Source organism: Flavobacterium sp. (assembly GCF_027531905.1).
In the GTDB taxonomy this organism is placed as follows: Bacteria; Bacteroidota; Bacteroidia; order Flavobacteriales; family Flavobacteriaceae; genus Flavobacterium.
The window spans coordinates 95,123-120,816 of the sequence record NZ_JAPZSU010000008.1 but is presented as its reverse complement, the minus strand read 5'-3'; the positions used below and the strand labels follow the sequence as shown (position 1 = coordinate 120,816).

Genomic DNA, 25,694 nt, shown 5'->3' with positions numbered 1-25,694 from the left:
ACCGATAGATCCTAAAATCGTACCGGTTTTAAAAACAAAATGAAAAAATGAAGTGGTATTTATTTCCAATCAGGCATAGAAGCACCTGCAAACAAGACAACTCTTGATTCTACGTTTGTCATACTTATTTTTTGAATATTCTTTGAAGATATACCATCATTTGAGGTGTTTACATAAATGACTTCGGCTTGGTTTGGAGAAAAACGAACATCCAAATCATTAAAACCTGCTGTCTTATTACTATTGAGTTCAGTAATTACTTTGGAAGCAGTATTAAAAATATAAATTCTTGAATCCAAACGGCGATATTCTAAATTTTGAAATCCTGAAACGTCACGAGTAAATACTATCTTACTATTATCTACTGTCATGTCTAGCCCGCTTACTGCACCACTAATGCCATTTAAAACAGAATATTGGAAAACTCCAGACGCAGAAATCACATATACTTCCACCTCATACCCGATGTTGTTGTTAACTTTTAGTACAATAGAATTCCCATCGTTACTCCAGAGACACTCAGAAATAAACTTCCCGTTTGGTGTTTGATAAATTTGCGTGAGTCCGGTACCATCAACATTAATTTTGTATAATTTATCAAAGTTAGGGTAAATCAATTGACTACCTGTTGCATCCCAACTGAACCCAACATGCTCCATATTAAATCCAGCAACAGGAACGGTATTGGTAACTTTTTTTACTGATGAACCATCAGTATTCATAGTATAAATATGATTTTGTGATCCATCAGAGCTTATAAATGCTATTTTATTGGCTTGTAAATTCTTTCTTGGACGATAACTATTCATCTCAGAAGGGGTTAATTGCAACTGATTCCCTGCTTCATCAGCAGCAAAAATCGTATTATTAGCATTTACTTTTTTAACAAACAAGTACCTGACATTTGGAAATGGCAACGTTGTAAAAGAAAAAGTGACACTATTCACTGGTTTATTAATCCCATCAGAAACAGAAACTTGCCAAAAATATTTGGTATTATAACTTAAATTAGTCAAATCTAAACTTGTAGTTTTTAAATCGGCAAAAGTAGTTACTGCATCTGAAGTTGCATTTTTTAGTGTAACGGTATAGGCCAAAGGATCTTTATCGATATCTTTTGCTGTCCAAGTTAATTTTGCAGTCGTAAGTTGCTTGGTTACATTATCTAAGGGTGCTGTTAATGTCGGAATTTCTGGTGCCTTATTATTGGCAGTTGACACGTCCAATTCAAAAACAATTTGACTCACTCCATTAAGGGTTACAGTGGTTGGCTCAAATTTTGCTAAATACCCGTCTTTCTGAGCTTGAAAAGAGTACTCTCCTGTAGGTACATCATCAAAAACAAAGTATCCATCCTTATCTGTAAAAATAGTACTAGTAGTGGGACTTGACGTAATTTTAGCATTGGCAATGGGTTCAAATTTTACTTTATCTACTACCCTTCCTCTTACTGTTCCCTTGCCTGCATTATCAATTTGCTCTTCGCTACAAGCTAAAAACAATGAAAAGCAAATTATTACTATAAAATATATCTTTTTCATTTATTTAATCATTATCTAAAATTAACTGCTTTCAAAAACTGAGAACTATCGTTTTTTTAACTTTAGTTTTTTTGGAAAATAATAAGTCATGCCTAATCCAAATCGCCAATAATAATCGTCCCTTACGCCATTACTGATGTAATCAATATTATCTGAAAAGGTCATATTGTATTCTCCGTACAATTTTATCCCAAAATTATTGGTTACTAAATATTCTAATCCACCTCCATATTGGATTTTAGCATGAACATTTTCAAATTTGGAATTAAAACCTGTACCAGTCCCAATAAAAACATAAGGAGTCAAGGCATCATAAGGAAGCATCAAAAATTCTAGATTAGCATCTAATGTTGCATAACCCACATCAAGTTTATTCTTATTCCCAAGTTTGAACACATTTGTAGAGGCACTAATACAGAAGTTAGGGGTAAAATAAAACTTTAGCGCTCCCCTTCCCATTGGTTTAACCGTGGGATCAGTGTAATCTCCGTCCATATAGGTAACTCCTCCACTAGCTTCAATTCCAAAACGTCCTCTTTTTTCGTTTCGATCTCTTCCAAACAACAAAGCATCGTCTGCAGCAACTTTTTCATCATCATATTTTGCCACCAAATCATCTACAACTTTTTGAGGCGCATTAGCTTTCCAAATATCATCTTTAAGCCCTTCAATAACAAGCGATTCAACTGCTTTTTCAATTGCTTCGGTCACAGCCATATTAACGGGTTCATTGGTAGTATACCCTGTCTCTACTTCTAATAATCTTTTGAAGTTAACGTATCGAAATAAACTTTGATCTATTGCTTGAGAAAGTATCGTTTTAGAAACATAAACAGATTTCAAGATTTTGCCATTGGCTGTTGAAATCATTCTAAGGTAAACACTCACTCTATCTTGTCTATATTTGACAGAGCCTCCAGCTCCAAAATATCGAGCTCCAAAACCTCCTGTAATGATATTTGAATCATAAGAAATTATTCCTCCTTCTAACAAAACTCCTGCATATAATAATGGTGAAATTTGTGTTTCATTAGGATTGGCATTTTTGGCATATTCTTGTCTAGTTGAACGAATCAGATTCCGTTCTTGCAGCAGATTTCCAATGTTTTCTCTTTCGATAGGAACGAACCATTTGGAATCTTCGAGTGCTTTGATTAAAATAGAAGTTGCGCCTTGTGTCACAGCTGTACTAAAGGTTGTTCCGTTTTCTGCGTCTTTATATTGTCCGGTTTGGTCTCTAAATTTATAAATACCTACCACAACTTGCTCCTTAGGCAGTGGTAATTTTTTTAGTGAGGAAGTTGCTGGAGTGCTTTCTCCAATAATTGCTTTTTGTACACCAGTTGGCTGATTAAAGTAAGCGCCGCAACTATTCAAAACAAAGGACAAAATAAAAAGTAGGTTTATGTTTTTTTTCATACTATTTCTTTGGGATGATCACTTTTGTTTCTTCTCCTGTTTTAGTATCTAAGATACTGACGGTTAGACCTCCTTCTGAAGGATAAACATCTACTGCCAAACTCCCAAATGTATATGAACCAACTGAAATTCCATCTGTTCCAAATTGCTGTGCAAAAAGTGATCTAGATACTTGACTAAGCAATTGGGAATTTAAACTTTGCGTAAATTGTTCCAATTCTGTTTTGCTTTTATTAGAAACAGATTTATCAACATGCTTATTTTGATTTTCAGCTGAACTAAGTAACCATTGATAATTAAAAGTATCACCTCCAAAGGCAGGATTCTTAGGCTTATAAACCATATCTTGCGCAGTAAGTGAAAAACAAGTACTAAGTAATAAAATGAGAAGTAAATTAAATTTCATAAGACAAAAAAATTAATACTGAGTGAAATATTTGCTTTGCGATTCTAACTCTTTTAAATAATAATAAGTTGCTTCTATTGATTCTTGGGCTACGGCTTCAATAAAATCATCCTCAGGTCTGGATAAAAATTCATAAATAACTTCATTATTTACGGTAATTATTATTTTAGTGTTTCTACCAAAGCTAAATTCCTCACCTATTGTCACTATTTTGTTAGCATTTATTCCAATATCATTGTATTTATAATAATACTTATCATAGAAATCTTTTCCTATCTTAGTTTTTGTATCATCTAATACTATTCCTTTCATTTCAAAACCATCAATAGGAATTATTACATCCTCTTTTTTTTTTCATCGCCTATAACCACTCGATCCTTGCCTATAATCTGTTTATTTTCATCATATAGAATCAGTAGAACTATAATATTATCTTCCTCTCCTCTTGAAAGTTGCGTAACACAAAGTTTTTGAGTTTCTCTAGGATTTAATGTAAATACTCCTTCTTGGGCATTGTTTGATTGATTTTCATTAGAAGTAATTGCATTATTTTTTATTACAGATAATTTATAAGTGGCGCTTTTGGTGACAGCGGTCAAATTTTCAACTAGTCCAGTTACTTTTATTGAACCTTCAATAGTTTCTAATTCAAGTTTCGCCTTTATTTCATTTTGAGGAACCTGACTATACGCAGTAGTTAACCCAATGAAGAAAGTCAACAGATAAATAAAACAATTATATAACTTAAGCATATTTAATTTTTATTAAATATAACTACCGAAGATCCTGTCCCAGTTTGAATAATCTTCATGTCTTTAGATAATGAATTGGTACCAAAATTTTGAACACTTTGATTATCTCCATTTTGAACAATCTCCATATTAATAGCGTTATAAGTGAAAGAGCTGTAATCCGTTATAAAATTATTTCTCCCTTGTTGAGCAATATTTTGTCTAACCGAATTAGCTTCTTTGCTAATCATAAGATTATTACCAGTACCGGTTTGGTTTACAGATACCTCAACATTTTTTGCATTTACATTAGTAAATGTTTGATTATTATTTCCTATTTGTTGAATCAAAACACTATTACTACTAGTCCCACTAAAGTCGGCGCTAGCTTTAGTATTCATAGCAGAAATTACGTTTAATGCATTATCGGTTGAATTAAAAAGTGTAGAACTATAATTTTTAAATTGTCCGCTTTTTTCATTTTCTTGACCAAATAAAATAGTGGAAAATAACAGAAAGAAACAAAAGAAATTTGTTTTCATTTTTATTTATTTAAAAAAAAAAAGATAGTCTAATTAACATTAGACTATCTCATTTGCATTAAAGGTATTACAATCCTGTTTGAGTTACAGTTATTGAATTTCCGGCACCATTTTGATAGTTCACACTACTGTGACCATATCCAGTTTGAGAAACCCAAGAAGTGTTGTTAGCTCCAATTTGAAGGCTGTTTTGTGTCAATTTTTTACCATTTTGCAAAGTCGTTGCCAAATTTGAAGTACCATATTGATAATGGTTTGAAACATTTTTATCAGCAGCTATTGTACCTCCAGGAGAAGTTTGCGTTTGATAAGATTTATTAGTTACTCCACCTTGGCTTGCATAAGCGGTATTAAAATCCCCAACTTGTGTTTGTGTAGCTTGATTGTTATTGTGCGGATCTACAGGTACAGCTACACCATTTGCAGCAGCGATTTGACTTACAGAAAACGGAGAACCAGTTGGTTTATCATTACCCGTAGTTCCTTGATCAATAGTGGCTTTGTTATCTCTTCCTGTTTGAGTTTGCCAAGCTTTGTCATTTCCTCCTAAAGCTGTTGCAGATCCTACCACTTGATCTTGCCAAATAGTAGCACTATTTCTTGCTCCTGTTTGAGTTTGGTAAGCTTCATTGTTTTTGTTGCTTTGAGAAATAAAACCTGAATTGCTTGTACCATCTTGTTTTACAACCGCCTTGTTATCCTTGGCATTGTAAGTGTTTGGTTTAACACCTTGATAAACTTCTGATTTGTTACTAACTCCGAATTGATCTACATCAGAAGAGTTAGCCCCTCCATTTTGAGTAACAATTGATGTTTGAGTTGCCCCAGACTGAGCAACATTACTGGTATTTGCTTGTGCAAATCCAAAGACCGAAACTAGCATCGCTGAGACGCTTAAAACTACTTTTTTCATAATAAATATATTTAATTGGTTATTAATACAACTTATCATGTAGGTTTTCAAAAAAGTAATTAGGGGCATCACTTTTTCGTTATAAGCAGGCTTAATCTGTAAAATAAATCAAGCTTTGCTTATTTGTTGAGCCAAAGATAGTATGGTTTAGAGACACATCAAAAATCTAATTTGTTGTATTTTAAATTATTAATCAACTTTTCGATGAAGTGTGTTTGTAGTCCGACTAACTGCAATTTGAAGTTAAAACTACGTAGGAAAAAATATATGTAAATAGAAAGAAAATACGTAAAAAAAAGGAACCTAAAATTAGGTTCCTTTCAAAGTAAGTAGTAGTTGTATATTATTTAGTAAACAATAACTCTCTGTATTTAGTCAAAGTCCATAATTCATTGTCTACTAAGAGCTCTAATTTATCACAGTGATTACGAATCTCTTCAAAATAAGGCTTTACCTTATTACAGTATGCTTCAGCCATTTCTTGTGCATCTGTCAAGTTATTTGCAACTTTTCTTTCATCAGTCATCAAAGCTACTTTAGAATTGATTCCTTCGATGTGACCAGAAATTTGTTTAATCAAAATAATTTGCTCTTTGGCAACGGTTTCATAATCCGAACCAAAAATATCTTTTAATCCTTTAACATTTTCGATCAAGGTATTTTGATAACGAATAGCTGTTGGAATCACATGGTTTTTAGAAATATCACCTAAAACACGTCCTTCAATTTGAATTTTCTTAGTGTATTCTTCTAATTCAATTTCATAACGAGCTTCAACCTCAACATGATTCATGATCCCTAACTCAGCAAATAAATCTAATGCTTTTTTAGACGCTCTAGCTTTTAATGCTTCAGGTGTAGTTTTGAAATTGCTTAGCCCTCTTTTTGCAGCTTCATTAGCCCACGCATCGCTGTATCCGTCTCCTTCAAAAAGAATCTTTTTAGATTGCTTAATATATTCTCTTAACACATTAAAAATAGCATCATCTTTTTTCATGTCCTTTGCTTCGATCAAAGCATCAACTTCCACTTTAAAATCTCTCAATTGTTTTGCAACAATAGCATTCAAAGTAGTCATTGCATTAGAACAGTTGGCAGAAGAACCTACTGCTCTAAACTCAAACTTATTTCCTGTAAAAGCAAATGGAGACGTTCTGTTTCTATCTGTATTATCCAAAAGTACGTCTGGAATTTTGCCAACAACGTTCAATTTTAAGTCTGTTTTTTCTTCAGGAGATAATTTTCCAGCGGTTACACCTTCTAACTCAGCTAGTACTTTTGTTAATTGCTCACCAATAAATACCGAAATAATTGCTGGTGGTGCCTCATTAGCCCCTAATCTATGATCATTACTAGCAGTAGCGATAGAAGCTCTTAACAATTCTTCATAATCATTAACGGCTTTGATTGTATTTACAAAGAAAGTTAAAAATTGTAAGTTGCTCATAGGTGTTTTACTTGGACTCAACAAGTTAACCCCCGTATCTGTTGCTAATGACCAGTTGTTATGCTTCCCTGAACCATTTACGCCTTTGAATGGTTTTTCGTGTAACAAAACCGTTAAGTTATGTCTTTCTGCAACTTTACCCATCACATCCATTAACAAACAGTTATGATCTACAGCTAAGTTTGTTTCTTCAAAAATAGGTGCTAACTCAAATTGGTTTGGTGCTACCTCATTATGACGCGTTTTTACAGGAATTCCTAATAACATACATTCTTGCTCCAAGTCTCTCATGTACATTAAAGCACGAGAAGGAATAGAACCAAAATAATGATCATCTAATTGTTGTCCTTTTGCAGAAGTATGTCCTAATAAAGTTCTACCAGTCATCATCAAGTCAGGACGAGAATTTGCCAAAGATTTATCAATTAAGAAGTATTCTTGTTCCCATCCTAGAGTAGCAGTAACTTTCTTAACGTTTTTATCAAAATATTTACATACTTCAGTAGCGGCTTCATCCATAGCTGACAAAGCTCTTAACAATGGAATTTTGTTATCTAAAGCTTCTCCTGTATAAGAAATAAAGATAGTAGGGATACATAAAGTTGTACCATAAATAAACGCTGGAGAAGTTGGATCCCAAGCCGTATAACCTCTTGCTTCAAAAGTATTTCTAATTCCTCCATTTGGAAAACTTGAGGCATCTGGTTCTTGTTGTACCAATTGTGCGCCACCAAATTTTTCTACAGGATCGCTTCCGTCATAAGATGTTTCAAAAAAAGCATCGTGTTTTTCAGCAGTTGTACCTGTTAAAGGCTGAAACCAGTGAGTATAATGAGTAACTCCTTTAGACAAAGCCCACTCTTTCATACCCATTGCGATATAATCAGCAATCTTTCTATCAATTTTTGTTCCGTGCAAAACAGCTCCTTTAACTGCTTTATAAGCGTCTGAAGTCAAATATTGCTTCATGGCTTTATCATTAAACACATTTGAACCAAAAAGAGATGATTTTCTATCTGATTCTTCAAATTTAACTGGCTTTCTTGTAGATGCTTCTCTTAAAGCTTGAAAACGTAATGTAGACATAAAAGATTATTTTTATTTATTAAACCCCTATTATTTTGTGCAAATATAAATGATTTATTAGTTTAATGAAATTTTACCTATACATTTTAAGGGGTACAAATTAAATTTTAAACATTTCTCATTTTAACCCCCAAATAATAACAAGTTGATAATTTTAAAGCTCTTTTATTTTTTACCTTCAAGAATTAAATTTCCTATTCTTAAAACTTTAGCGACTTGCAAATAACTTTTAATCAAAAAATTTCACTAATCTAAAACCAACAACTACATTTGTAGCAATTCTAATCTTATTTTTATGCTTGTTTGGATTTTATTTATCACACTGATTATGGGTATTTTGGCACTAGATTTAGGTGTCTTTAATAAAAATCCTCATATAATCAATACTAAAGAAGCCAGTAAATGGACATTAATATGGTTCACTTTATCCATGATTTTTTCGGGAGTAATCTATTGGCTTTACAATTATGGATATGTTGAAAATCCAACCGCTCTAAAACCTACTGTAGCTGCAATGAAGTTTATCACAGGCTACTTAATCGAATTATCATTGAGTGTTGATAATATTTTTGTTATTGCCATTATCTTTTCTGCTTTCAAAATTCCACAGAAGTATCAACATCGAGTGCTCTTTTGGGGAATATTAGGCGCTATCATTTTTAGAGGATTAATGATTTTCTTTGGTGTATTAATCATCAACAAATTTGCTTGGACAACTTATTTATTTGGAGCATTCTTGCTTTTTACTGCCATCAAAATGTTTTTTGCTGGCGAAGATGATGAATTTGAGCCCAAAGAGTCTTTTATTTACAAAACTCTTGGCAAAATCATGCCTTTAACTTCACATACAGACAAGGAACATTTTTTTATTAAAATCAATGACAAGAATCATGCGACTCCTCTTTTTGTAGCCTTAATAGTTATTGAAGTAATGGATGTCTTGTTTGCCGTTGATAGCGTTCCTGCTATTTTAGCCATTACTTCAGATCCATTTTTGGTATTTAGCTCAAACATTTTTGCTATTCTAGGATTACGTTCTATGTATTTCTTCTTAGCTAATATGTTGACTAAATTTAGCTATTTAGAATACAGTTTAATCGCAATTTTAAGTTTTGTAGGATTAAAAATGTTGCTCCATGACTATATTCAAGTTCCTGAATGGGCTTCGCTTGGATTTATTGCCCTATCACTACTTACCGGTGTATTAGTTTCTTTAAAACTAAGCAAAGACGAAGATGTAATCGAGTAATAAAAGCACAAAAAAAGCTGTGAATTATATACTTCACAGCTTTTTTTTTGTATTCAATTATAAAGTACAACTACAATCTAATTTGTTGCACTTGATTTTCTTTTAAATTCAAAGCTTTCATCACTGATATGTAATTATTTGTATCCAAAGTTTTGGAGAAATAACCCGGTACAATCACGATTCTAAAAGTTTGATTATTTAGAAATTGCGGCGTCAAAGCCAAGTTATAATTTCCACCAGCATAGATTGTAAAATCTTCTTTACTGAAATCAAAATCATAATCCAACTCTCCTTGAGTTGTGTACAAAGTTCTTGGAATTTGCTGCCAAACAGGTGTAGAAGAATCTATCGTTCCAATCATTCGATAAATTAGAATAACATCTGAAGAAAAAATTTTAGGATTTAAAGATCTATAAATATTATAACCATCTGTTGCATTATAATCAAAATTCACATTCTTTAACTCAAACACTTCAGCAATAGTATCTGAATCTACATTGTCTTCATTTGTACAACCTGAAAATGCTACTAATCCTATAATAGCAAATAATGTAATTATTCGTTTCATAATTATTTAATTTTTATGTTATGTAATGCGTTGTTCAAAAATCGAACCAAAGTTTTGAAATAAACCAAATTAACTATTTTCTAGAGACTATTTTGTTAAAAAACAAAACATGAAATGGCAGAGCGTTCTCCCAATATTCCCAGGTATGCGCACCAGGACGCTCGGTATAGTCATGTTCTATTTTATTATATAGTAATCTGCGGTGTAATTCTCTGTTGGGTTCGATTAAAAAATCATCAACGCCACAATCTAGTATTAAAGGCAATTTATTAGACTTAATGGTATCTAATAATTGTAACACGGAGTATTTTACGTACATCTCTTGATTAGCGCTTTGATCACCAAAAACAGGCTTCATGAGTTGTACGACTTGTGCTGATGATTCCCTATTAAGCATAGCACTCATGTCAACAGCACCACTCATACTTCCAGCCGCACAAAACAACTCTGGATGTTTGGCAGATAAATAAAGAGCACCATGACCTCCCATAGACAAACCCGTGATAGCACGAGCACGTTTATCTGCAATTGTTCTGTATGTTTTATCAACAGTACTAATAACTTCTTTGGTGATAAATGTCTCAAATTGGCTTCCCGAATTTATTGGGCTGTCCAAATAAAAACTGAACGTTTCTCCTTCTGGCATCACAATAATCAAATCATATTGATCCGCAAGATTTTTGACTACCTCTTTATTGGGCGTTCTACTTAACCAATCATTAAAATGACCGTAAGCACCATGTAACAAATATAATACTGGATATGCCGTTTTGCTTTTTGTATAAGAATTTGGAAGCACAACTGCGGCTTTGTATGTTTTATGCATCGCAATACTTGCTACTTGAAGGGTATCGACTTTGGCTGCAAAAAGAAATGGACAGCTAAAAAACAAACACCAATAGATAACGGATTTCAGTTTTTTCATTTTAAAAAATTTATAAACTGCAATTTACAAAACTTAAAGTTTGAAACTTCTATAAAATATAACAACTTACTTTAAAATTGTTTTCAATTCGTTACGGTATTGAGAAGCACTTTTGCCCGTATAAGCTTTAAAAGATTTATTAAAATGACTAAAATTATTAAAACCGCTCTCAAAACACACCTCATTAATACTCATGGGTTTTTCAGCTAAAAGCTTAGATGCATGTACGATTCTGTATTCGTTTACAAAAGTGGTAAAAGTCTTATTCGTTATTTTCTTAAAATACCTACAAAAAGAAGGAATCGTCATACTCACTAAATCAGCCACTTCTACCAATGCAATTGGCTCTTGAAAATGATCTTTTACATAATTAAAAACCACATTAATTCTGTCGTTATCTTGGACTTGCAATTCTAAAGAAAAACCAACTGCATTCAAAACAAGATTTTCATTAGACACACTCATATCATGAAGCACGCTCCAAAGTGCCATCAATCTATCAAAAGGATCCATTTGATTCATCAATTCAATTTTTGCTCCAATTTTTTCTTTAGTTCCTCCCAAAAAAGCTATGCCTGCTTTAGCTTGTTGCAACAAATTCTTTACTGCAGCCATTTCAGGAATAGAGAAGAAATCATTCCCCAAAAAATCAGGTTTCATTTGGATAACCGTTTCAGATTCATTACCCGTTTGAGAATTGGTAAAACCACAATGAGGTAAATTACTGCCAATCAGTATAAGATCACCATCAGTGAAATAAGAAAGATGACTTCCTATTTGACGCTTTCCTGATCCTCCATGCACATAAACCAATTCAATTTCTGGATGATAATGCCAAAGATTTGCCTTACTGTTGGTACTTTCTTCATATTTAGCTATGGTAAACGAACTACCATAGGACGGAGTAATAATTTCTAATGCAGCTTCTACTTTTTTCATTACGCCAGAATTGATTACAAACAAAACTACTAAAACACAACTCAATTTTACCTTTTTTTAACATAAAACGTTTTCTTAAATGGTAAAATAACACACATATATGAAAACCATGTTGCGTTAATTCTTTTAAAATCAGCGTAATTTAGCAAAATAATTAATGACTAATAATTTAAATAATAGAGATTATGAAAATGATGAAAAAATTAGGTTTAGTAGCAGTATTTGCATTAGCAAGTTTTAATACTTATGCAGTAGAGGGAGATTTTTTACTTAACGTAAAAAAAGGAAAAGGTAACGAAATTAGCTTTGCAATGAATGGCGTTGAAAAAGCCAGCATTGCTATATATGATGCAGAAAACAACTTAATTTTTTCTGAAAAAGCTTTGGGTCAGAATGGAATTGTAAAAAACTACAACTTAGATGAATTACCAATGGGAACTTACACATTGGTAGTAAAAACTGATCTTAAAGAAGTAACACACGAAATAAAAGTTTCAGCCTCTGAAGCTTCCTTGAGCAAAAGAGCTTACTTAGAAGTTTACAAGACTTCTTCTGCAAACCAAAATGTTGCTTCTAATTAAATAGTACTTCGACAATAAAAATTCATACTTTTTAAAAGGCTGCCCAAATTTTTTTCGGACAGCCTTTTTTTTTAGAACTTATTCAGCATTACATATTTCTTCTGTATTGTCCACCTACTTCAAACAAAGAAGCTGTAATTTGCCCTAAAGAACATACTTTTGTTGCTTCCATCAAATGATCGAAGATATTTTCATTCTTAATAGCTGCTTCTTGCAAGGTTTTTAAATGTTGAGCAACCAAATCTGCATTGGCTTTTTGCAAATTATTCAACATAGTGATTTGGTATTGCTTTTCTTCTTCGGTAGCTCGAATCACTTCCGCTGGAATTACCGTTGGAGATCCTTTAGAACTTAAAAATGTGTTTACCCCAATAATTGGAAACTCACCTGTATGTTTCAATGTTTCGTAATACAAACTTTCTTCTTGAATTTTAGAACGTTGGTACATGGTTTCCATAGCTCCAAGCACTCCACCACGCTCTGTAATTCTATCAAATTCTTGTAAAACGGCTGCTTCCACCAAATCAGTTAATTCTTCGATAATAAAAGCACCTTGAATTGGATTCTCATTTTTAGCCAAACCTAACTCTTTATTAATAATCAACTGAATAGCCATAGCTCTACGCACCGATTCTTCTGTTGGCGTTGTAATAGCTTCGTCATACGCATTGGTATGCAAAGAGTTACAGTTATCATAAATCGCATACAAAGCCTGTAAAGTCGTACGAATATCATTGAAATCAATTTCTTGAGCATGCAAAGAACGCCCTGAAGTTTGAATGTGGTATTTCAACATCTGAGCTCTTTCGTTGGCTCCATATTTATTTTTCAAAGCTTTCGCCCAAATTCTTCTGGCAACACGTCCGATAACTGCATATTCTGGATCTACACCATTCGAGAAAAAGAACGATAAATTTGGTCCAAAATCATTGATGTTCATTCCTCTACTCAAGTAGTATTCTACATAAGTAAAACCATTGGCTAAAGTAAAAGCCAATTGCGTAATAGGATTAGCTCCAGCCTCGGCAATATGATAGCCTGAAATAGAAACCGAATAAAAGTTTCGGACATTTTTCGCAATGAAATATTCCTGAACGTCACCCATTAGTCGCAACGCAAACTCCGTAGAGAAAATACAAGTGTTTTGTGCTTGGTCTTCTTTTAAAATATCCGCTTGAACGGTACCACGAACTTGCGCTAATGTTTTGGCTTTAATTTCATTATAAATTTCCAATGGCAACACTTGATCCCCTGTTACTCCCAAAAGTAGTAATCCCAAACCATTATTACCTTCTGGTAAATCACCTTGATATTTTGGACGCTCTACTCCTTTTTCTTGGTAAATCGCTTTTATCTTAGCTTCTACTTCATCCACCAAATCATTCTGCTTGATATACATCTCACATTGTTGATCGATAGCAGCATTCATAAAGAATCCAAGCAACATAGGCGCAGGTCCATTGATAGTCATACTCACCGAAGTCATAGCGTGCACTAAATCAAAACCCGAATACAGTTTTTTAGCATCATCCAAGCAACAAATAGAAACTCCTGCATTTCCGATTTTACCATAAATATCAGGACGAATGTGTGGATCGTTTCCGTACAAAGTCACACTATCAAAAGCTGTCGAAAGTCTTTTGGCTGGTAAACCTGCACTTACATAATGAAAACGTTTGTTCGTTCGCTCTGGACCACCTTCACCTGCAAACATTCGAGAAGGATCTTCACCTTCGCGTTTGAAAGGATACAATCCTGCAGTAAATGGAAATTCTCCTGGAACATTTTCTTGTAAACACCAACGCAAAATATCACCCCAAGCTTTATACTTTGGCAAAGCAACTTTAGGTATTTGTGAATGCGACAAACTTTCGGTATGCGTTGCCATTTTGATTTCACGATCTCTAACTTTAAAAGTATAAACAGGATTTTTATATTTATTTACTTTTTCATTCCAAGTCAGAATCATTTCCCAATTGTAAGGATCTAAATCCATTTTTACTTTGTCGAATTGATTCAAAAGTAAATTCAAAAAGATGCGGTTTTCATCATGCGGCGCTGTAGCAGATGGCAATACAGACGCGTCATCAATTCCAGCTTTATTGAGTTCTGGCTTCTTATTAGAAACTGTTTCGATTGTTTTATAAATTCCGTATAACTTTTGAGCCACTTGCTCTTGACTCAAAGCCGTTTCATCATATTTACGGTTGTTCTCCGCTATTTCAGATAAGTAACGCGTGCGATGTGGTGGAATGACAAAAATTTTCTCGCTCATTTCACGAGTAATCTCGAAAGTCGATTTTAAGTCCGAACTCGTTTTGGCTACAATTTTATCCATAATCGATTTGTAGAGCGTGTTCATTCCTGGATCGTTAAACTGAGAAGCAATAGTACCAAAAACAGGCATTTCATCAGGATTTACATCCCATAAATTATGATTGCGTTGGTATTGTTTTTTCACATCTCTAAGCGCATCCAAAGCACCACGCTTGTCGAATTTATTCAAGGCCACTAAATCGGCAAAATCAAGCATGTCAATTTTTTCCAATTGCGTAGCTGCACCAAACTCAGGTGTCATTACGTATAATGAAACATCTGAATGGTCCATAATTTCAGTATCCGATTGCCCAATTCCTGAAGTTTCTAAAATAATAATATCGTATTTCGCCGCCTTAAGCACCTGAATTGCTTCGGCTACATATTTAGACAAAGCCAAATTAGATTGACGTGTCGCCAACGAACGCATATAAACTCGAGGATTATTGATTGCATTCATACGAATTCTATCGCCTAACAAGGCGCCACCTGTTTTACGTTTTGATGGATCTACAGAGATTAATCCAATGGTTTTCTCTGGAAAATCAATTAAAAAACGACGAACCAATTCATCTACCAAAGAAGATTTTCCAGCTCCACCGGTTCCTGTAATTCCTAGAACGGGAATTTTAGAAGTTTCATTTTTAGTATGAATTGTATCAAAAACTGGTTTTGCAATTTCTGGAAAATTCTCTGCTGCCGAAATAAGTCTTGCAATCGCAGTTGGTGTTTTATCTTCAATTAATTCTAATTCATTAGACAATTGATCACCAATAGCAAAATCAGAACGTTCCACCAAATCATTAATCATTCCTTGTAATCCCATAGCGCGTCCATCATCTGGAGCATAAATTCTGGTGATACCGTACTGATGTAATTCCTCAATTTCTGAAGGCAAAATAACGCCTCCGCCTCCGCCAAAAATCTTGATATGCCCTGCTCCTTTTTCTTGAAGCAAATCATACATATATTTAAAGTATTCGTTATGTCCCCCTTGATAAGAAGTCATTGCAATCGCATTGGCATCCTCTTGAATAGCTGTATTTACTACTTCTTCTACACTTCGATCATGCCCCAAATGAATTACCTCTACTCCAGTTGACTGAATAATACGACGCATAATATTTATAGCGGCATCATGACCGTCAAAGAGTGAGGCTGCGGTAACAATTCTTACTTTATTAACAGGAATATAAGGTTTTTGTGGTTCCATTTTATGAATATGATAATTAATAGCGCCAAATTACACATTTTTTAAAATAAAAATTAGCATTTTATTGAATTACTATAAAACAACTAAATGCTGCTATTTCTTAAAAAAAATAAGTTAGTTTTGGTAAAAAAGGATAACTAATCGCAATAGAATCAAAAGAAAACGTTTTCTTTTGATTCTAAAACAAACAAGATTTTGTCCTCAAATAAACAAAAAAATAGTCATTCAGTACGTTTAATGATAAAAACATTTTAAAACCTAGTAATAAAGCACAATTAAAAGAAAAAATGCAAAAAATTACCATCCTCATTCATTGTAAAGATCAAAAGTCAATTATAGCCTCAGTTACCAACTATATCGCCTCGATAGAAGGAAACATTATTTATTTGGACCAACACGTGGATGCCGATGAAAATGTTTTTTTTATGCGATTGGAATGCGAATTAGAGTCAGAAAAATGGCCTATAGAAGCCATAAAAGCTGATTTTGAAAACAATTTAGCTCTTCCATTCGATATGGATTGGAAAATTTATCCGCAAAAGCAAAAACCGAGAATGGCTCTGTTTGTTTCTAAATACGATCATTGTTTATACGATATTTTGGGACGTTATAGTGCTGGCGAATTACCACTTGAAATCCCTGTAATCATTAGCAATCATGAAGATTTAAGAAAAGTAGCTGAACAATTTGCTATTCCTTTTTATTGCGTTCCTTTCACCAAAGAAATTAAAGAAATTGGAGAAAAAGGACAATTAGAGTTATTAGATAAATACAATATCGACTTCATTGTATTGGCGCGCTATATGCAAATCATTACCCCTAAACTGATTGAAAAGTACCAAAACAACATTATCAATATCCATCATTCTTTCTTACCCGCTTTTCCTGGGGCTAAACCTTATCATTCAGCATTTAAACGCGGTGTAAAAATCATTGGCGCTACTAGTCATTATGTCACCGAAGGTTTGGACGAAGGCCCAATCATCGAACAAGATATTGCTCGTGTAACCCACAGTCACTCTATAGAAGATTTTATTATGAAAGGACGTGATTTAGAACGAATGGTTTTGGCAAGAGCCATTAAATTGCATGCTGAACGAAAAACTATGGTGTATAACAACAAAACTGTAGTATTTTTGTAACTTATATCCATTCAATAAACCACAAAATCCTAATGAAGAAATTTTTAATCCTACTTATTGTATTACCTATTATGGGTAACGCTCAAATCAAAAATATTCTAAAAAAATCATCCGAAACGGCAACTGGTATTTTAAACAAAAACGGAACCGTAGATATCGCGGCTGGACTAAAAGAAGCTTTAAACAAAGGTATCACCGAACAAGTTTCGAAATTGACGCAAGTAGACGGTTTCTACAAAAATGAATTGGTCAAAATCGTAATGCCAGAAGAGTTAACCAAAGTCGACAAAACATTACGTAAACTAGGAATGGGTTCGCTAGCCGATGACGGAATTAAAGCCCTGAATAGAGCCGCTGAAGATGCCGTAAAAGAAGCAACTCCCGTATTTGTAGCTGCTATAAAAAACATCAAAATTGCGGATGCTAAAACCATTTTGATGGGTAATGAAAATGCTGCTACAACCTATTTACAGCAATCCACCAACAAAGAATTATATGCTAAATTTCTTCCTGTAGTACAACAATCCATCGGAAAGGTTGGTGCTGATAAAATTTGGAATGGAATCATTCAAAAATACAATACCGTTCCTTTGGTTTCAAAAATCAATCCCGACTTGAATGATTATGTAACCAACAAAGCACTAGAAGGCGTTTTTAAAATGATTGCCATTGAAGAAAAAAATATCAGAACTAATTTACAATCAAGAACTTCTACAGTTTTAAAGAAAGTTTTTGCTATGCAAGATTAACATATTATAACAAGAAAAAATGACCAAAAAAAAGCCATCAAATAGACTTAACTTATTGGCAACAAAGTAATAACATAATTTTAACAAAGACATACTAACTTATTCCTGACCTTTGTAGTGTAATAAACTGGTTATTTATTATTTGGTTTTGGTTAGTTATAAAAATGCCGACGTCTTTTGATGTCGGCATTTTTTATTGTGCAGTATCTAAGAAAGAAAGTACGGCTGTATTGAAAGCCAAAGGTTGCTCAACATTCACTACATGACCGCATTTTTCAATAACAAAAAGCTTTGAAGAGCGATAGTGATTTTCGACTACTTTTCGAACAGAAGGCAAAAACATATAATCCTCTTCTCCCATAACGTAAAGTGTTGGGATATTCAATTCTACTTGTCGGAACCACTTCAGAACAGGATTGATTTCGGCTGTGAGTTTAAACCATTTTATAAACTCCTTTTGGTATAATTTTTTAGCTTCATTGATAAACAATACTCTCGATTGTTTATGACTTTTCTTGGGCATAATGACAAAAGCAAAAAAGCGATACAATACCAAATAAGGCAATACATATTTGAAGGCATTACCCAAACGCATTAAAATTTGAGAACGGAAATTCATTTTCAAAATGGCACCACCCAAAATCATGCTTTGCACTTTTTGAGGATACATTTCTGCCAATTGACGAATCAAAATCGTTCCTAATGAAATGCCCACAAAATGAGAACGTTCAATTTTCAAATGCTCTAAAACCTCCACTATATCATTCGCCAAAGCCGAAAAAGTATATTTCTGTTTAAAAGCCGTTTTCAGGGTTGGTTTAGATTCTCCGTGTCCTCTGAGGTCCAAAAGTAAAACATTGTATTGCTTTTGAAAATCTCGAATTTGCTTAAACCATATCGACGAGCTTCCTCCTGCACCATGGACAAAAGTTACCCATTGTATACTTGTTTCATTCTTGTAGATAGTGTAATTAAGCATTCGTTAGTTTTTTTTTTGTAAAAATAGAATAATAATTTTAAAAGCCAATTCAATGTTTTGAAATTAGCAATCCTAATACAAATTACTAATTACCAACAACTTAAATATCCAAAACCAACTCTTGTTGTAATTCTTTAAAATAAGAAAGCGCCTTAAGTAATCGGCTACCGTGCCACGAAAAATACTCACCATCGACTAACCGTATTTTGGCATTTGGAAAAAAGGAAGTGAATTCGGCTACATCTTCATTCTTAAAAGGATAAGGTTCCGAAGAAAGCAACACCAATTCGACTGCCTCATATCGAGTTGACGCATCAACAGCTATTTCGGGATAACGGGATTGCGTTCCAAAAAAATTATCGAATCGATTCAATTGCAACAACTCGTTAATAAAAGTACCTGAACCTGCTACCATATAAGGCTTTTTCCAAATAAAATAAGCTGCTTTTTGAGTAGGAATGGTGGCTATAAAAGTTGTAAAATCAGCCAACGCCGAATGAATACTTTCATTCAAAATTTTGGCTTCGGCAGTTGTATCGAAAAGCAACCCAAAATCCGTAATCATTTGAAAATTATCTGCAATCGTAACCACATTCGTCACCCAAACTGGTGCAATTGCAGAAAGTTGTTGTACCATTTCCAGCGTGTTTTCTTCTTTGTTGCAGATAATGATATCAGCTTGTAAGGCTTTTATTTTATCAAAATGAACCTGTTTGGTTCCTCCTACTATTTTTTTGGTTTTAAGCAAATGCTTTGGATGCACACAAAACTTGGTGATTCCAACGATTTGGTCTTCCAATCCTAAATCAAACAACAACTCCGTTTGTGAGGGAACCAACGAAACAATTCGACGAGGTGTCGATTCAAAAAAATGAGAAGTACCGATTTGATCTGTTAGTTGTTTCATACTGATTGAATTTAACCGCAAAAAATTTAACCGCAAAGGGCGCAAGGATTTACGCAAAGGTCGCAAAGAAAAAACTTCAATGACCTTAAATGCCTTAAAATGGTTTGAAAAATTTAAACGCAAAGGACGCAAAGATTTACGCAAGGGTCACAAAGAAAAAACTTAAATGACCTTAAATACCTTAAATGGTTTGAAAAACTTAACCGCAAAGGACGCAAGGATTTACGCAACGGTCGCAAAGAAAAAACTTCAATGACCTTTAATGCCTTAAATGGTTTGAAAAATTTAACCGCAAAGGGCGCAAGGATTTACGCAAGGGTCGCAAAGAAAAAACTTAAATGACCTTAAATGCCTTAAATGGTTTGAAAAATTTAACCGCAAAGGGCGCAAAGATTTAAACAAACAACATTAAACCTTTAAACCTTAAACTTTTAAACCTTAAACCTTTACCCCCTTAACCTAAGAATCTCCTCCATTTCCTGTTGCATTTTCAACGCTTCGTTTCTAGCAACTTCGGCAAAATCTTCTTTATTCGAAGCATAAATAATGGCTCTAGACGAGTTGATCAACAAACCAACTTGACTATTCAATCCGTATTTGCAGACCTCAGACAGACTGCCGCCTTGTGCGCCAACACCAGGAACCAACAAGAAGCTATCAGGAACAATTTTACGAATCTCAGTAAAGTATTCGGCTTTGGTGGCACCTACGACATACATCAAGTTATGACTGTTTTTCCACGATTTTGAAGTTTCTAAAACCTGTTTGTACAATTCTGTACCATTTACCGATAAGGTTTGAAAATCAAAAGCGCCTTCGTTAGACGTCAAGGCCAACATTATGGTGTGTTTGTTTTCGAAAGCCAAAAATGGCTCCACCGAATCTTTTCCCATATACGGTGCTACCGTTACACTATCAAAATTCAAATCCTCAAAAAAGGCTTTGGCATACATTGAAGACGTATTCCCAATATCGCCACGTTTTGCATCTGCAATCGTAAAGAGTTCAGGATAATTCGCATTGATGTATTCAATGGTTCTTTGCAACGACTGCCAACCTTTTATGCCATACGCTTCAAAAAAAGCCGTATTGGGTTTGTAGGCCACACATAAATCGTGGGTCGCATCGATAATGGCTTTATTGAATTCGAAGATTGGATCTTCCGTTGCTAATAAATGAGAAGGTATTTTATTCAAGTCAACATCTAAGCCTACGCATAGAAAAGACTTTTTCAATTGGATTTGTTCTAGTAGTTGTTGTGTAGTCATTTTTGGGCAAATGGGTGTTGGGTGTTGGGTAATGGGTGTTGGGTGTCTTTTATCGATACGAATTAGACTTGAGAATCAACATACTTTTTTAAAGATTGAATTCTTTTTTGAATTACATTGAGCTCGTCAATAATTTCCATATACGAAATTCGATCTACAAAACCGATCTCTTTTGCTATTTCAATTTGTGTTTCTAATTCAAAAGCCGAACCTAGACTTATTTGTAAAAATCTAGAAAAATCTTTTTGAGAACTTCTGGAACAGCCTTCGGCTATGTTTGAAGGGATTGAAACTGCACATCTATTAATTTGAGAAACCAGTCCAAATTTTTCTTCGCTTGGAAAAGTGCCCGTTATTGTGTAAATCCTTTTAACAAATAAAACAGCACTTTGCCAAACCTCTAGATCTCTAAAGTTACGCATCTATAATAAATTTTAGTTTCACAAAATTCGTAGCCTAAAACCTCCCCCCAATACCTAAGACCTAAAACCCAATACCCAAAAACCTCTTTATTTAAAAAACCTCGCTAGCTTCTTTCAGTTTTTCCATATTGTTCACCAATTGTAATTCGGCTACAATTTTCTGAATATCACCGTTCATGATGTTACCCAAATCATATAAGGTCAAACCAATTCGGTGATCGGTTACACGACCTTGAGCGTAATTATAAGTACGAATTTTAGCAGAACGGTCACCTGAACTCACTTGCGAAGTACGTTTTGAAGCATCTTCCGCTTGTTTTTTGGCCAATTCCATTTCGTACAAACGAGAACGCAATACGTTCAACGCCTTGTCTTTATTCTTATGTTGTGATTTTTGATCCTGACATTGCGCCACCAATCCTGTTGGAATGTGCGTCAAACGAACAGCAGATTTGGTCGTATTTACCGACTGTCCACCAGGTCCTGACGAACAGAAAAAGTCCACACGAACATCGTTCATATCAATTTGTACATCAAATTCCTCTGCTTCTGGAAGCACCATAACTGTGGCTGCCGAAGTATGCACACGTCCTTGTGTTTCTGTTTGTGGGACACGTTGCACACGGTGTACACCTGCTTCAAACTTCAAAGTTCCGTATACATCTTCTCCTGTAACCTCAAAAATCACCTCTTTGAAACCACCCGAAGTTCCCTCGTTCATATCCACCACTGAGGTTCTCCAACCTTGACTTTCGCAATATTTAGTGTACATACGGAACAAATCGCCCGCAAAAATACTCGCTTCATCACCACCCGTACCGGCACGAATCTCCACCATCACGTTTTTCGCGTCTTCTGGGTCTTTTGGAATCAACATAAATTTGATTTCATCTTCCAGTTGTGGTAAACGCTCTTTGGCTTCTTCCAACTGCATTTTGGCCATTTCCACCATTTCGGCATCACTACCGTCAGCAATGATTTCGTTAGCCTCTTCAATATTGGCTAAGAGAATAATGTATTCTTCTCTTTTTTCAACCAACGCTTTGATGCTTTTATATTCTTGGTTGAGTTGCACATATCGTTTTTGATCCGCGATAACATCGGGCTGAATAATCAAATCCGAAATCTCGTCGAAACGCTGTTTTACATATTGAAGTCTATCTAACATATTCTTGTCCTTATATTTTGGACGGCAAAAATACAAAAAAGAAAGCAATTTACAGAAACCCCTTTTAAGATTTTTTTAGGAGCTAAATGCTTCGCCAGTTCGCTTCGCTCGTGCCCTGCTGTCCGCTATATCTGTGGCTCTGAACCTCAGAGCCACAGGATGCCGCTCCCATCAGGGCTAGAAACGGTAACGCGACACGAATCGAAATTCCAAATTTTAAATTCCAAATTCCAATAAATAAGAATTTATTATAAAAGCTCTAAAATTCGCGCAACTACTCCCCTCTTGAAATCGAGGATACAACGACTCCAAAAAAAAATGGAGTTATGCGAGTTTGGTGTGTGTGTGTGTGTGTGTGTGTGTTTAAAATTCCAAAAGAACATTTTTTTTTAAAAAAAAGCTCTAAAATTCACGCAACTACTCCCCTCTTGAGAGGGGCTGGGGGTGTGTTTTTTTTTATCCCAAACTTCATAAACAAACCAAAGACAATAAATTTTGTAATGAAAATTGTATATATTTGAAAAGCTAATGCGCTATGAGACTTATCATACCTAACTACCCAAAACTGGATGGCTTTGAATGATTTTGTAAGACTTATAAGCTAGTTAGAAAAACCTTTGAAAAAATCGTAAAAAACAACAATATATGGCAGGAGAAATCTCGAAAGCAATTGGTGAACGCGGAGAAGACGTAGCCAAAAAAATATTTACCGAAATATTAGGGTACGACAAAATTCAGACAGGAACTAATATTGGATGCTTTAAAGGTAAAGAGCATAAAATTGGTAAAGGCAAAGAAGATAGAAAATCACATGGTGCTGATGGACTAATTGGTGATATTAGCGAACTTTCAAACAGAACTTTAGATATTGGATATATTTCGGTAAAAAAAACTGAAAAAGTTGGCTACAAAAAAAGTGAATTTTCGAAGCATATTCGAGATTTAGCGTATGGACTTGAATGCTTTAAAAAAAGTAAAATTTTTTCCGAATTTAAAAGAAACTATTCTAACATAAAAGACGCACAAACTATTGGAATCCTCATTTACTTTTCTGATTTAGATGACTTATATGAATCTGTAAACGAGTATGTAAAAGATTATAACATTCCTTTTGAACTAGATTTTGAAAACATAATTGTTATTGATAACCGAAAAATATCATTTTGGATTGACAGCATACTTTTTGACAAAACAAAATTTGGAAATGAAAATGTATCGTTTGTTTATCATAACTCAGGATTAAATCCAGCAACCCAACATTATTACGGCACAAAAATGCCTTTATATTATCTATATTCTGACATTATTGTTTTAAGAATAACATACAATAACGAAATTATTCTTAAATTCTATTATGAAGAAGAATTTAGTGCTGATATTTTGCGAGGCATGATTGATTTAGCTATCGAATACGACAAATTAGATTCTATCAACGAAGTAATATTTTCTTTTAAGGACTACGTGAAATCTCAAAATGAAGCAAAAGTTCAAGAGGTTTTACTCCAATATCAACCTTACTTTAATCCAAATAAAGTAGACGTTACAGGTCATTTTCCAACCTTAAAAAATCTATAAATGAAAAGAGTTCCACAAGGTGACTTATTGCGCCAATATTTATTGAAAAATTCAATTAGCACTTCATTACTATCAGATATTTTGAAAAGTAAAAATGTATTAATAAAATCAAAAAACAAGAAGTCAACTTTACCATATTTCTTGAAAACAATAATTGATTCAAAACTATTTGATTTAATTGAAAGTAATGAAGTTATCAAAGAAAAGCAGCAAAAATTCACCAATGCTTCAATTCCTGTAAAGAAAGACTTTAAACTTGAGAAATTAGCTGACTTAAAACTAAATCTACACGAAGATTTAATTGAGCGAAGTGAATTTAAATTAAGCTACAATCTAAAAAATGCTCCAGAATTTTACATTGAAACAATAAGTAAAGACAAAATAAAAGTTGCGTTAGATATAGAAATTGAAATAGAAGATCCATTAGAAAATTTTAAATCTACTACAATAGATAGAAATGCAAAAATTGATGTTGTTTTAGAAAACAATGTGTTAATTATAAACAAAAATTATACTTCGCCAGAAACAAAAGAAGTTGTAGATTTTGTAGTTGAAAAAGTACGAAAGTTTTTAAAAGAAGAACATTACATCGATAAAGATGATGATTTTTTCATGATTAGATTTGATGATTTTGAAGATTCAAAACGTGTGGAATTTTTAAAAGCGTTTCAAAACATTTCTGTAACACAACTTAAATATAAATCAATTGTCGATTTAGATATTGTTTATAAGGACAATCATAAAGGTTTTGATAAATTACTTGATAGTATTTCAACTATGAAAGTAAGAGGATTGAATCTAGAAAACCATCCTTTTGTATCAGATTTGAATTATTACTCTAAAATTCTTGTAAGCGGTATAAAAATTAAGTATGAATTTGATTTAGGAACAGAAAAAGGTGAAATAATTTTAGATTTAGGTTTCCCAGGTTTTAAACACGACTCAATCGAAGAAAATCTATCAAATCCAATTTTTGTTTTTTCTATTAATGTAATTAACTGTTTACATAAATCAAATATTTATCGAATCACTAGCGATATTGCAATTATCATAGAAAAGTTCAAAAACGATATATATTCATATTACAAGAGATAAGGCACCGCGCTGTCCGAGGTGTTCTTACCCCGATAGCGCGGATTTGCAATCCGTGCCTACTCTAATAAACTAGTAGCAAAAAAAACACCCTTTCATAAACATAATTTTCAACTTAGTTTTTACTAAGTTCTTTATGAAAAACGAACAGAAATCAAAACCTAAAACCACTTAATTATGAATAGTTTAGAAATAGAAATTAGAGAATTGATAAACAAAACCAACGACTATCTAGTAAATGGAAAACACAAACTTCTATTTAAAATTATTGTAATTTCATTAAGTGTTCTTGCCATATACACATTAGGGAAAAGATTTGGTGAATTAATCTATTTCATAAAAAATTAAGAAACCAGTTGAAGAATTTGGAATTCACACCTACCCCGATAAGTTCATAACAAATCCGCCAAAAACAGCTTTGACTTCTAGCCATATTGGCTCATTTTTAAATTTACAAAATATCAACTATCGTCTGGTTTTTAAGGCTATTTTTTTTACATCGCTTCTTAAAATAGA

At 33.6% G+C, this 25,694-nt stretch carries 23 protein-coding genes; 6 read left to right on the top strand and 17 right to left on the bottom strand.

The window, feature by feature from the left end:
- Positions 1–59: 59 nt before the first annotated feature.
- The 8 genes from O9307_RS02685 to O9307_RS02650 form a co-directional block, all read right to left on the bottom strand.
- Entirely contained in the window at positions 60–1,541 is a 1,482-nt protein-coding gene (locus O9307_RS02685) for a carboxypeptidase regulatory-like domain-containing protein (RefSeq protein WP_298295074.1), read from the bottom strand.
- A 45-nt stretch (positions 1,542–1,586) separates the two neighbouring features.
- A complete protein-coding gene (locus tag O9307_RS02680; protein ID WP_298295072.1) occupies positions 1,587–2,960 on the bottom strand; it encodes a CsgG/HfaB family protein in 1,374 nt (457 codons plus the stop codon).
- A 1-nt stretch (position 2,961) separates the two neighbouring features.
- Positions 2,962–3,366, bottom strand: coding sequence for a curli production assembly/transport component CsgF (locus O9307_RS02675; RefSeq protein WP_298295070.1), 405 nt, complete (start codon positions 3,364–3,366; stop codon positions 2,962–2,964).
- A gap of 12 nt (positions 3,367–3,378) precedes the next feature.
- The gene (locus tag O9307_RS02670; protein WP_298295068.1) at positions 3,379–3,678 is read right to left on the bottom strand and encodes a CsgE family curli-type amyloid fiber assembly protein; all 300 of its coding nucleotides are present in this window, start codon (positions 3,676–3,678) and stop codon (positions 3,379–3,381) included.
- A gap of 23 nt (positions 3,679–3,701) precedes the next feature.
- Positions 3,702–4,118, bottom strand: coding sequence for a hypothetical protein (locus O9307_RS02665; protein WP_298295065.1), 417 nt, complete (start codon positions 4,116–4,118; stop codon positions 3,702–3,704).
- A gap of 2 nt (positions 4,119–4,120) precedes the next feature.
- On the bottom strand, positions 4,121–4,639 hold the full coding sequence (locus O9307_RS02660) for a hypothetical protein (protein ID WP_298295063.1): 519 nt from the start codon (positions 4,637–4,639) through the stop codon (positions 4,121–4,123).
- Between the two features lie 67 nt (positions 4,640–4,706).
- The gene (locus O9307_RS02655; protein ID WP_298295061.1) at positions 4,707–5,552 is read right to left on the bottom strand and encodes a hypothetical protein; all 846 of its coding nucleotides are present in this window, start codon (positions 5,550–5,552) and stop codon (positions 4,707–4,709) included.
- A 343-nt stretch (positions 5,553–5,895) separates the two neighbouring features.
- Positions 5,896–8,085 (bottom strand): glutamine synthetase III, encoded by a 2,190-nt coding sequence (locus O9307_RS02650; RefSeq protein ID WP_298295059.1) that lies wholly within the window; start codon positions 8,083–8,085, stop codon positions 5,896–5,898.
- 295 nt (positions 8,086–8,380) lie between these two features.
- On the opposite strand from O9307_RS02650, the gene O9307_RS02645 reads away from it, so the two are divergent.
- Positions 8,381–9,334, top strand: a complete 954-nt coding sequence (locus O9307_RS02645; protein WP_298295057.1) for a TerC family protein — start codon at positions 8,381–8,383, stop codon at positions 9,332–9,334.
- 70 nt (positions 9,335–9,404) lie between these two features.
- Here the strand turns inward: O9307_RS02645 and O9307_RS02640 are convergent, their stop codons facing one another.
- The 3 genes from O9307_RS02640 to O9307_RS02630 form a co-directional block, all read right to left on the bottom strand.
- Complete coding sequence (locus O9307_RS02640) at positions 9,405–9,902, bottom strand: hypothetical protein (protein ID WP_298295055.1); 498 nt, start codon at positions 9,900–9,902, stop codon at positions 9,405–9,407.
- A 73-nt stretch (positions 9,903–9,975) separates the two neighbouring features.
- Positions 9,976–10,827 carry an alpha/beta hydrolase-fold protein gene (locus tag O9307_RS02635; RefSeq protein WP_298295053.1) on the bottom strand — a complete coding sequence of 284 codons (852 nt, stop codon included), beginning with the start codon at positions 10,825–10,827 and terminating at the stop codon, positions 9,976–9,978.
- Between the two features lie 66 nt (positions 10,828–10,893).
- Positions 10,894–11,766 (bottom strand): AraC family transcriptional regulator, encoded by an 873-nt coding sequence (locus O9307_RS02630; RefSeq protein WP_298295051.1) that lies wholly within the window; start codon positions 11,764–11,766, stop codon positions 10,894–10,896.
- Positions 11,767–11,951: 185 nt separating this feature from the next.
- Here O9307_RS02630 and O9307_RS02625 point away from each other — a divergent pair, with 185 nt between their 5' ends.
- Positions 11,952–12,347 (top strand): FimB/Mfa2 family fimbrial subunit, encoded by a 396-nt coding sequence (locus O9307_RS02625; protein WP_298295049.1) that lies wholly within the window; start codon positions 11,952–11,954, stop codon positions 12,345–12,347.
- Between the two features lie 88 nt (positions 12,348–12,435).
- Here O9307_RS02625 and O9307_RS02620 read toward each other — a convergent pair whose 3' ends face one another.
- Positions 12,436–15,876, bottom strand: coding sequence for a methylmalonyl-CoA mutase family protein (locus O9307_RS02620; RefSeq protein ID WP_298295047.1), 3,441 nt, complete (start codon positions 15,874–15,876; stop codon positions 12,436–12,438).
- A 287-nt stretch (positions 15,877–16,163) separates the two neighbouring features.
- Between O9307_RS02620 and purU the strand changes: the two genes are divergently transcribed.
- Positions 16,164–17,018 (top strand): formyltetrahydrofolate deformylase, encoded by an 855-nt coding sequence (gene purU, locus O9307_RS02615; protein WP_298295045.1) that lies wholly within the window; start codon positions 16,164–16,166, stop codon positions 17,016–17,018.
- Positions 17,019–17,050: 32 nt separating this feature from the next.
- Positions 17,051–17,767 (top strand): DUF4197 domain-containing protein, encoded by a 717-nt coding sequence (locus tag O9307_RS02610; RefSeq protein WP_298295043.1) that lies wholly within the window; start codon positions 17,051–17,053, stop codon positions 17,765–17,767.
- A 193-nt stretch (positions 17,768–17,960) separates the two neighbouring features.
- Here the strand turns inward: O9307_RS02610 and O9307_RS02605 are convergent, their stop codons facing one another.
- From O9307_RS02605 to prfA, 5 genes are all read right to left on the bottom strand, one after another.
- Complete coding sequence (locus O9307_RS02605) at positions 17,961–18,746, bottom strand: alpha/beta hydrolase (protein WP_298295041.1); 786 nt, start codon at positions 18,744–18,746, stop codon at positions 17,961–17,963.
- Positions 18,747–18,846: 100 nt separating this feature from the next.
- Positions 18,847–19,653 carry a helical backbone metal receptor gene (locus O9307_RS02600; RefSeq protein ID WP_298295039.1) on the bottom strand — a complete coding sequence of 269 codons (807 nt, stop codon included), beginning with the start codon at positions 19,651–19,653 and terminating at the stop codon, positions 18,847–18,849.
- A gap of 446 nt (positions 19,654–20,099) precedes the next feature.
- Positions 20,100–20,921: an orotidine-5'-phosphate decarboxylase gene (pyrF, locus tag O9307_RS02595; RefSeq protein ID WP_298295037.1), complete on the bottom strand. Its 822-nt coding sequence runs from the start codon at positions 20,919–20,921 to the stop codon at positions 20,100–20,102.
- A 62-nt stretch (positions 20,922–20,983) separates the two neighbouring features.
- Positions 20,984–21,343 carry a four helix bundle protein gene (locus O9307_RS02590; RefSeq protein WP_298295036.1) on the bottom strand — a complete coding sequence of 120 codons (360 nt, stop codon included), beginning with the start codon at positions 21,341–21,343 and terminating at the stop codon, positions 20,984–20,986.
- Positions 21,344–21,434: 91 nt separating this feature from the next.
- A complete protein-coding gene (gene prfA / locus O9307_RS02585) occupies positions 21,435–22,511 on the bottom strand; it encodes a peptide chain release factor 1 (protein WP_298295034.1) in 1,077 nt (358 codons plus the stop codon).
- Between the two features lie 645 nt (positions 22,512–23,156).
- On the opposite strand from prfA, the gene O9307_RS02580 reads away from it, so the two are divergent.
- Both O9307_RS02580 and O9307_RS02575 read left to right on the top strand, forming a co-directional pair.
- Complete coding sequence (locus O9307_RS02580; protein ID WP_298295032.1) at positions 23,157–24,086, top strand: hypothetical protein; 930 nt, start codon at positions 23,157–23,159, stop codon at positions 24,084–24,086.
- Positions 24,087–25,181, top strand: a complete 1,095-nt coding sequence (locus tag O9307_RS02575; protein WP_298295030.1) for a hypothetical protein — start codon at positions 24,087–24,089, stop codon at positions 25,179–25,181.
- The last annotated feature ends 513 nt before the right edge of the window (positions 25,182–25,694 follow it).

Bases quoted from the DNA above. Each gene is read 5' to 3' on its own strand.
- O9307_RS02685 (WP_298295074.1), bottom strand. From the start codon at position 1,541: ATGAAAAAGATATATTTTATAGTAATAATTTGCTTTTCATTGTTTTTA.
- O9307_RS02680 (WP_298295072.1), bottom strand. From the start codon at position 2,960: ATGAAAAAAAACATAAACCTACTTTTTATTTTGTCCTTTGTTTTGAAT.
- O9307_RS02675 (WP_298295070.1), bottom strand. From the start codon at position 3,366: ATGAAATTTAATTTACTTCTCATTTTATTACTTAGTACTTGTTTTTCA.
- O9307_RS02670 (WP_298295068.1), bottom strand. From the start codon at position 3,678: ATGAAAGGAATAGTATTAGATGATACAAAAACTAAGATAGGAAAAGAT.
- O9307_RS02665 (WP_298295065.1), bottom strand. From the start codon at position 4,118: ATGCTTAAGTTATATAATTGTTTTATTTATCTGTTGACTTTCTTCATT.
- O9307_RS02660 (WP_298295063.1), bottom strand. From the start codon at position 4,639: ATGAAAACAAATTTCTTTTGTTTCTTTCTGTTATTTTCCACTATTTTA.
- O9307_RS02655 (WP_298295061.1), bottom strand. From the start codon at position 5,552: ATGAAAAAAGTAGTTTTAAGCGTCTCAGCGATGCTAGTTTCGGTCTTT.
- O9307_RS02650 (WP_298295059.1), bottom strand. From the start codon at position 8,085: ATGTCTACATTACGTTTTCAAGCTTTAAGAGAAGCATCTACAAGAAAG.
- O9307_RS02645 (WP_298295057.1), top strand. From the start codon at position 8,381: ATGCTTGTTTGGATTTTATTTATCACACTGATTATGGGTATTTTGGCA.
- O9307_RS02640 (WP_298295055.1), bottom strand. From the start codon at position 9,902: ATGAAACGAATAATTACATTATTTGCTATTATAGGATTAGTAGCATTT.
- O9307_RS02635 (WP_298295053.1), bottom strand. From the start codon at position 10,827: ATGAAAAAACTGAAATCCGTTATCTATTGGTGTTTGTTTTTTAGCTGT.
- O9307_RS02630 (WP_298295051.1), bottom strand. From the start codon at position 11,766: ATGAAAAAAGTAGAAGCTGCATTAGAAATTATTACTCCGTCCTATGGT.
- O9307_RS02625 (WP_298295049.1), top strand. From the start codon at position 11,952: ATGAAAATGATGAAAAAATTAGGTTTAGTAGCAGTATTTGCATTAGCA.
- O9307_RS02620 (WP_298295047.1), bottom strand. From the start codon at position 15,876: ATGGAACCACAAAAACCTTATATTCCTGTTAATAAAGTAAGAATTGTT.
- purU (WP_298295045.1), top strand. From the start codon at position 16,164: ATGCAAAAAATTACCATCCTCATTCATTGTAAAGATCAAAAGTCAATT.
- O9307_RS02610 (WP_298295043.1), top strand. From the start codon at position 17,051: ATGAAGAAATTTTTAATCCTACTTATTGTATTACCTATTATGGGTAAC.
- O9307_RS02605 (WP_298295041.1), bottom strand. From the start codon at position 18,746: ATGCTTAATTACACTATCTACAAGAATGAAACAAGTATACAATGGGTA.
- O9307_RS02600 (WP_298295039.1), bottom strand. From the start codon at position 19,653: ATGAAACAACTAACAGATCAAATCGGTACTTCTCATTTTTTTGAATCG.
- pyrF (WP_298295037.1), bottom strand. From the start codon at position 20,921: ATGACTACACAACAACTACTAGAACAAATCCAATTGAAAAAGTCTTTT.
- O9307_RS02590 (WP_298295036.1), bottom strand. From the start codon at position 21,343: ATGCGTAACTTTAGAGATCTAGAGGTTTGGCAAAGTGCTGTTTTATTT.
- prfA (WP_298295034.1), bottom strand. From the start codon at position 22,511: ATGTTAGATAGACTTCAATATGTAAAACAGCGTTTCGACGAGATTTCG.
- O9307_RS02580 (WP_298295032.1), top strand. From the start codon at position 23,157: ATGGCAGGAGAAATCTCGAAAGCAATTGGTGAACGCGGAGAAGACGTA.
- O9307_RS02575 (WP_298295030.1), top strand. From the start codon at position 24,087: ATGAAAAGAGTTCCACAAGGTGACTTATTGCGCCAATATTTATTGAAA.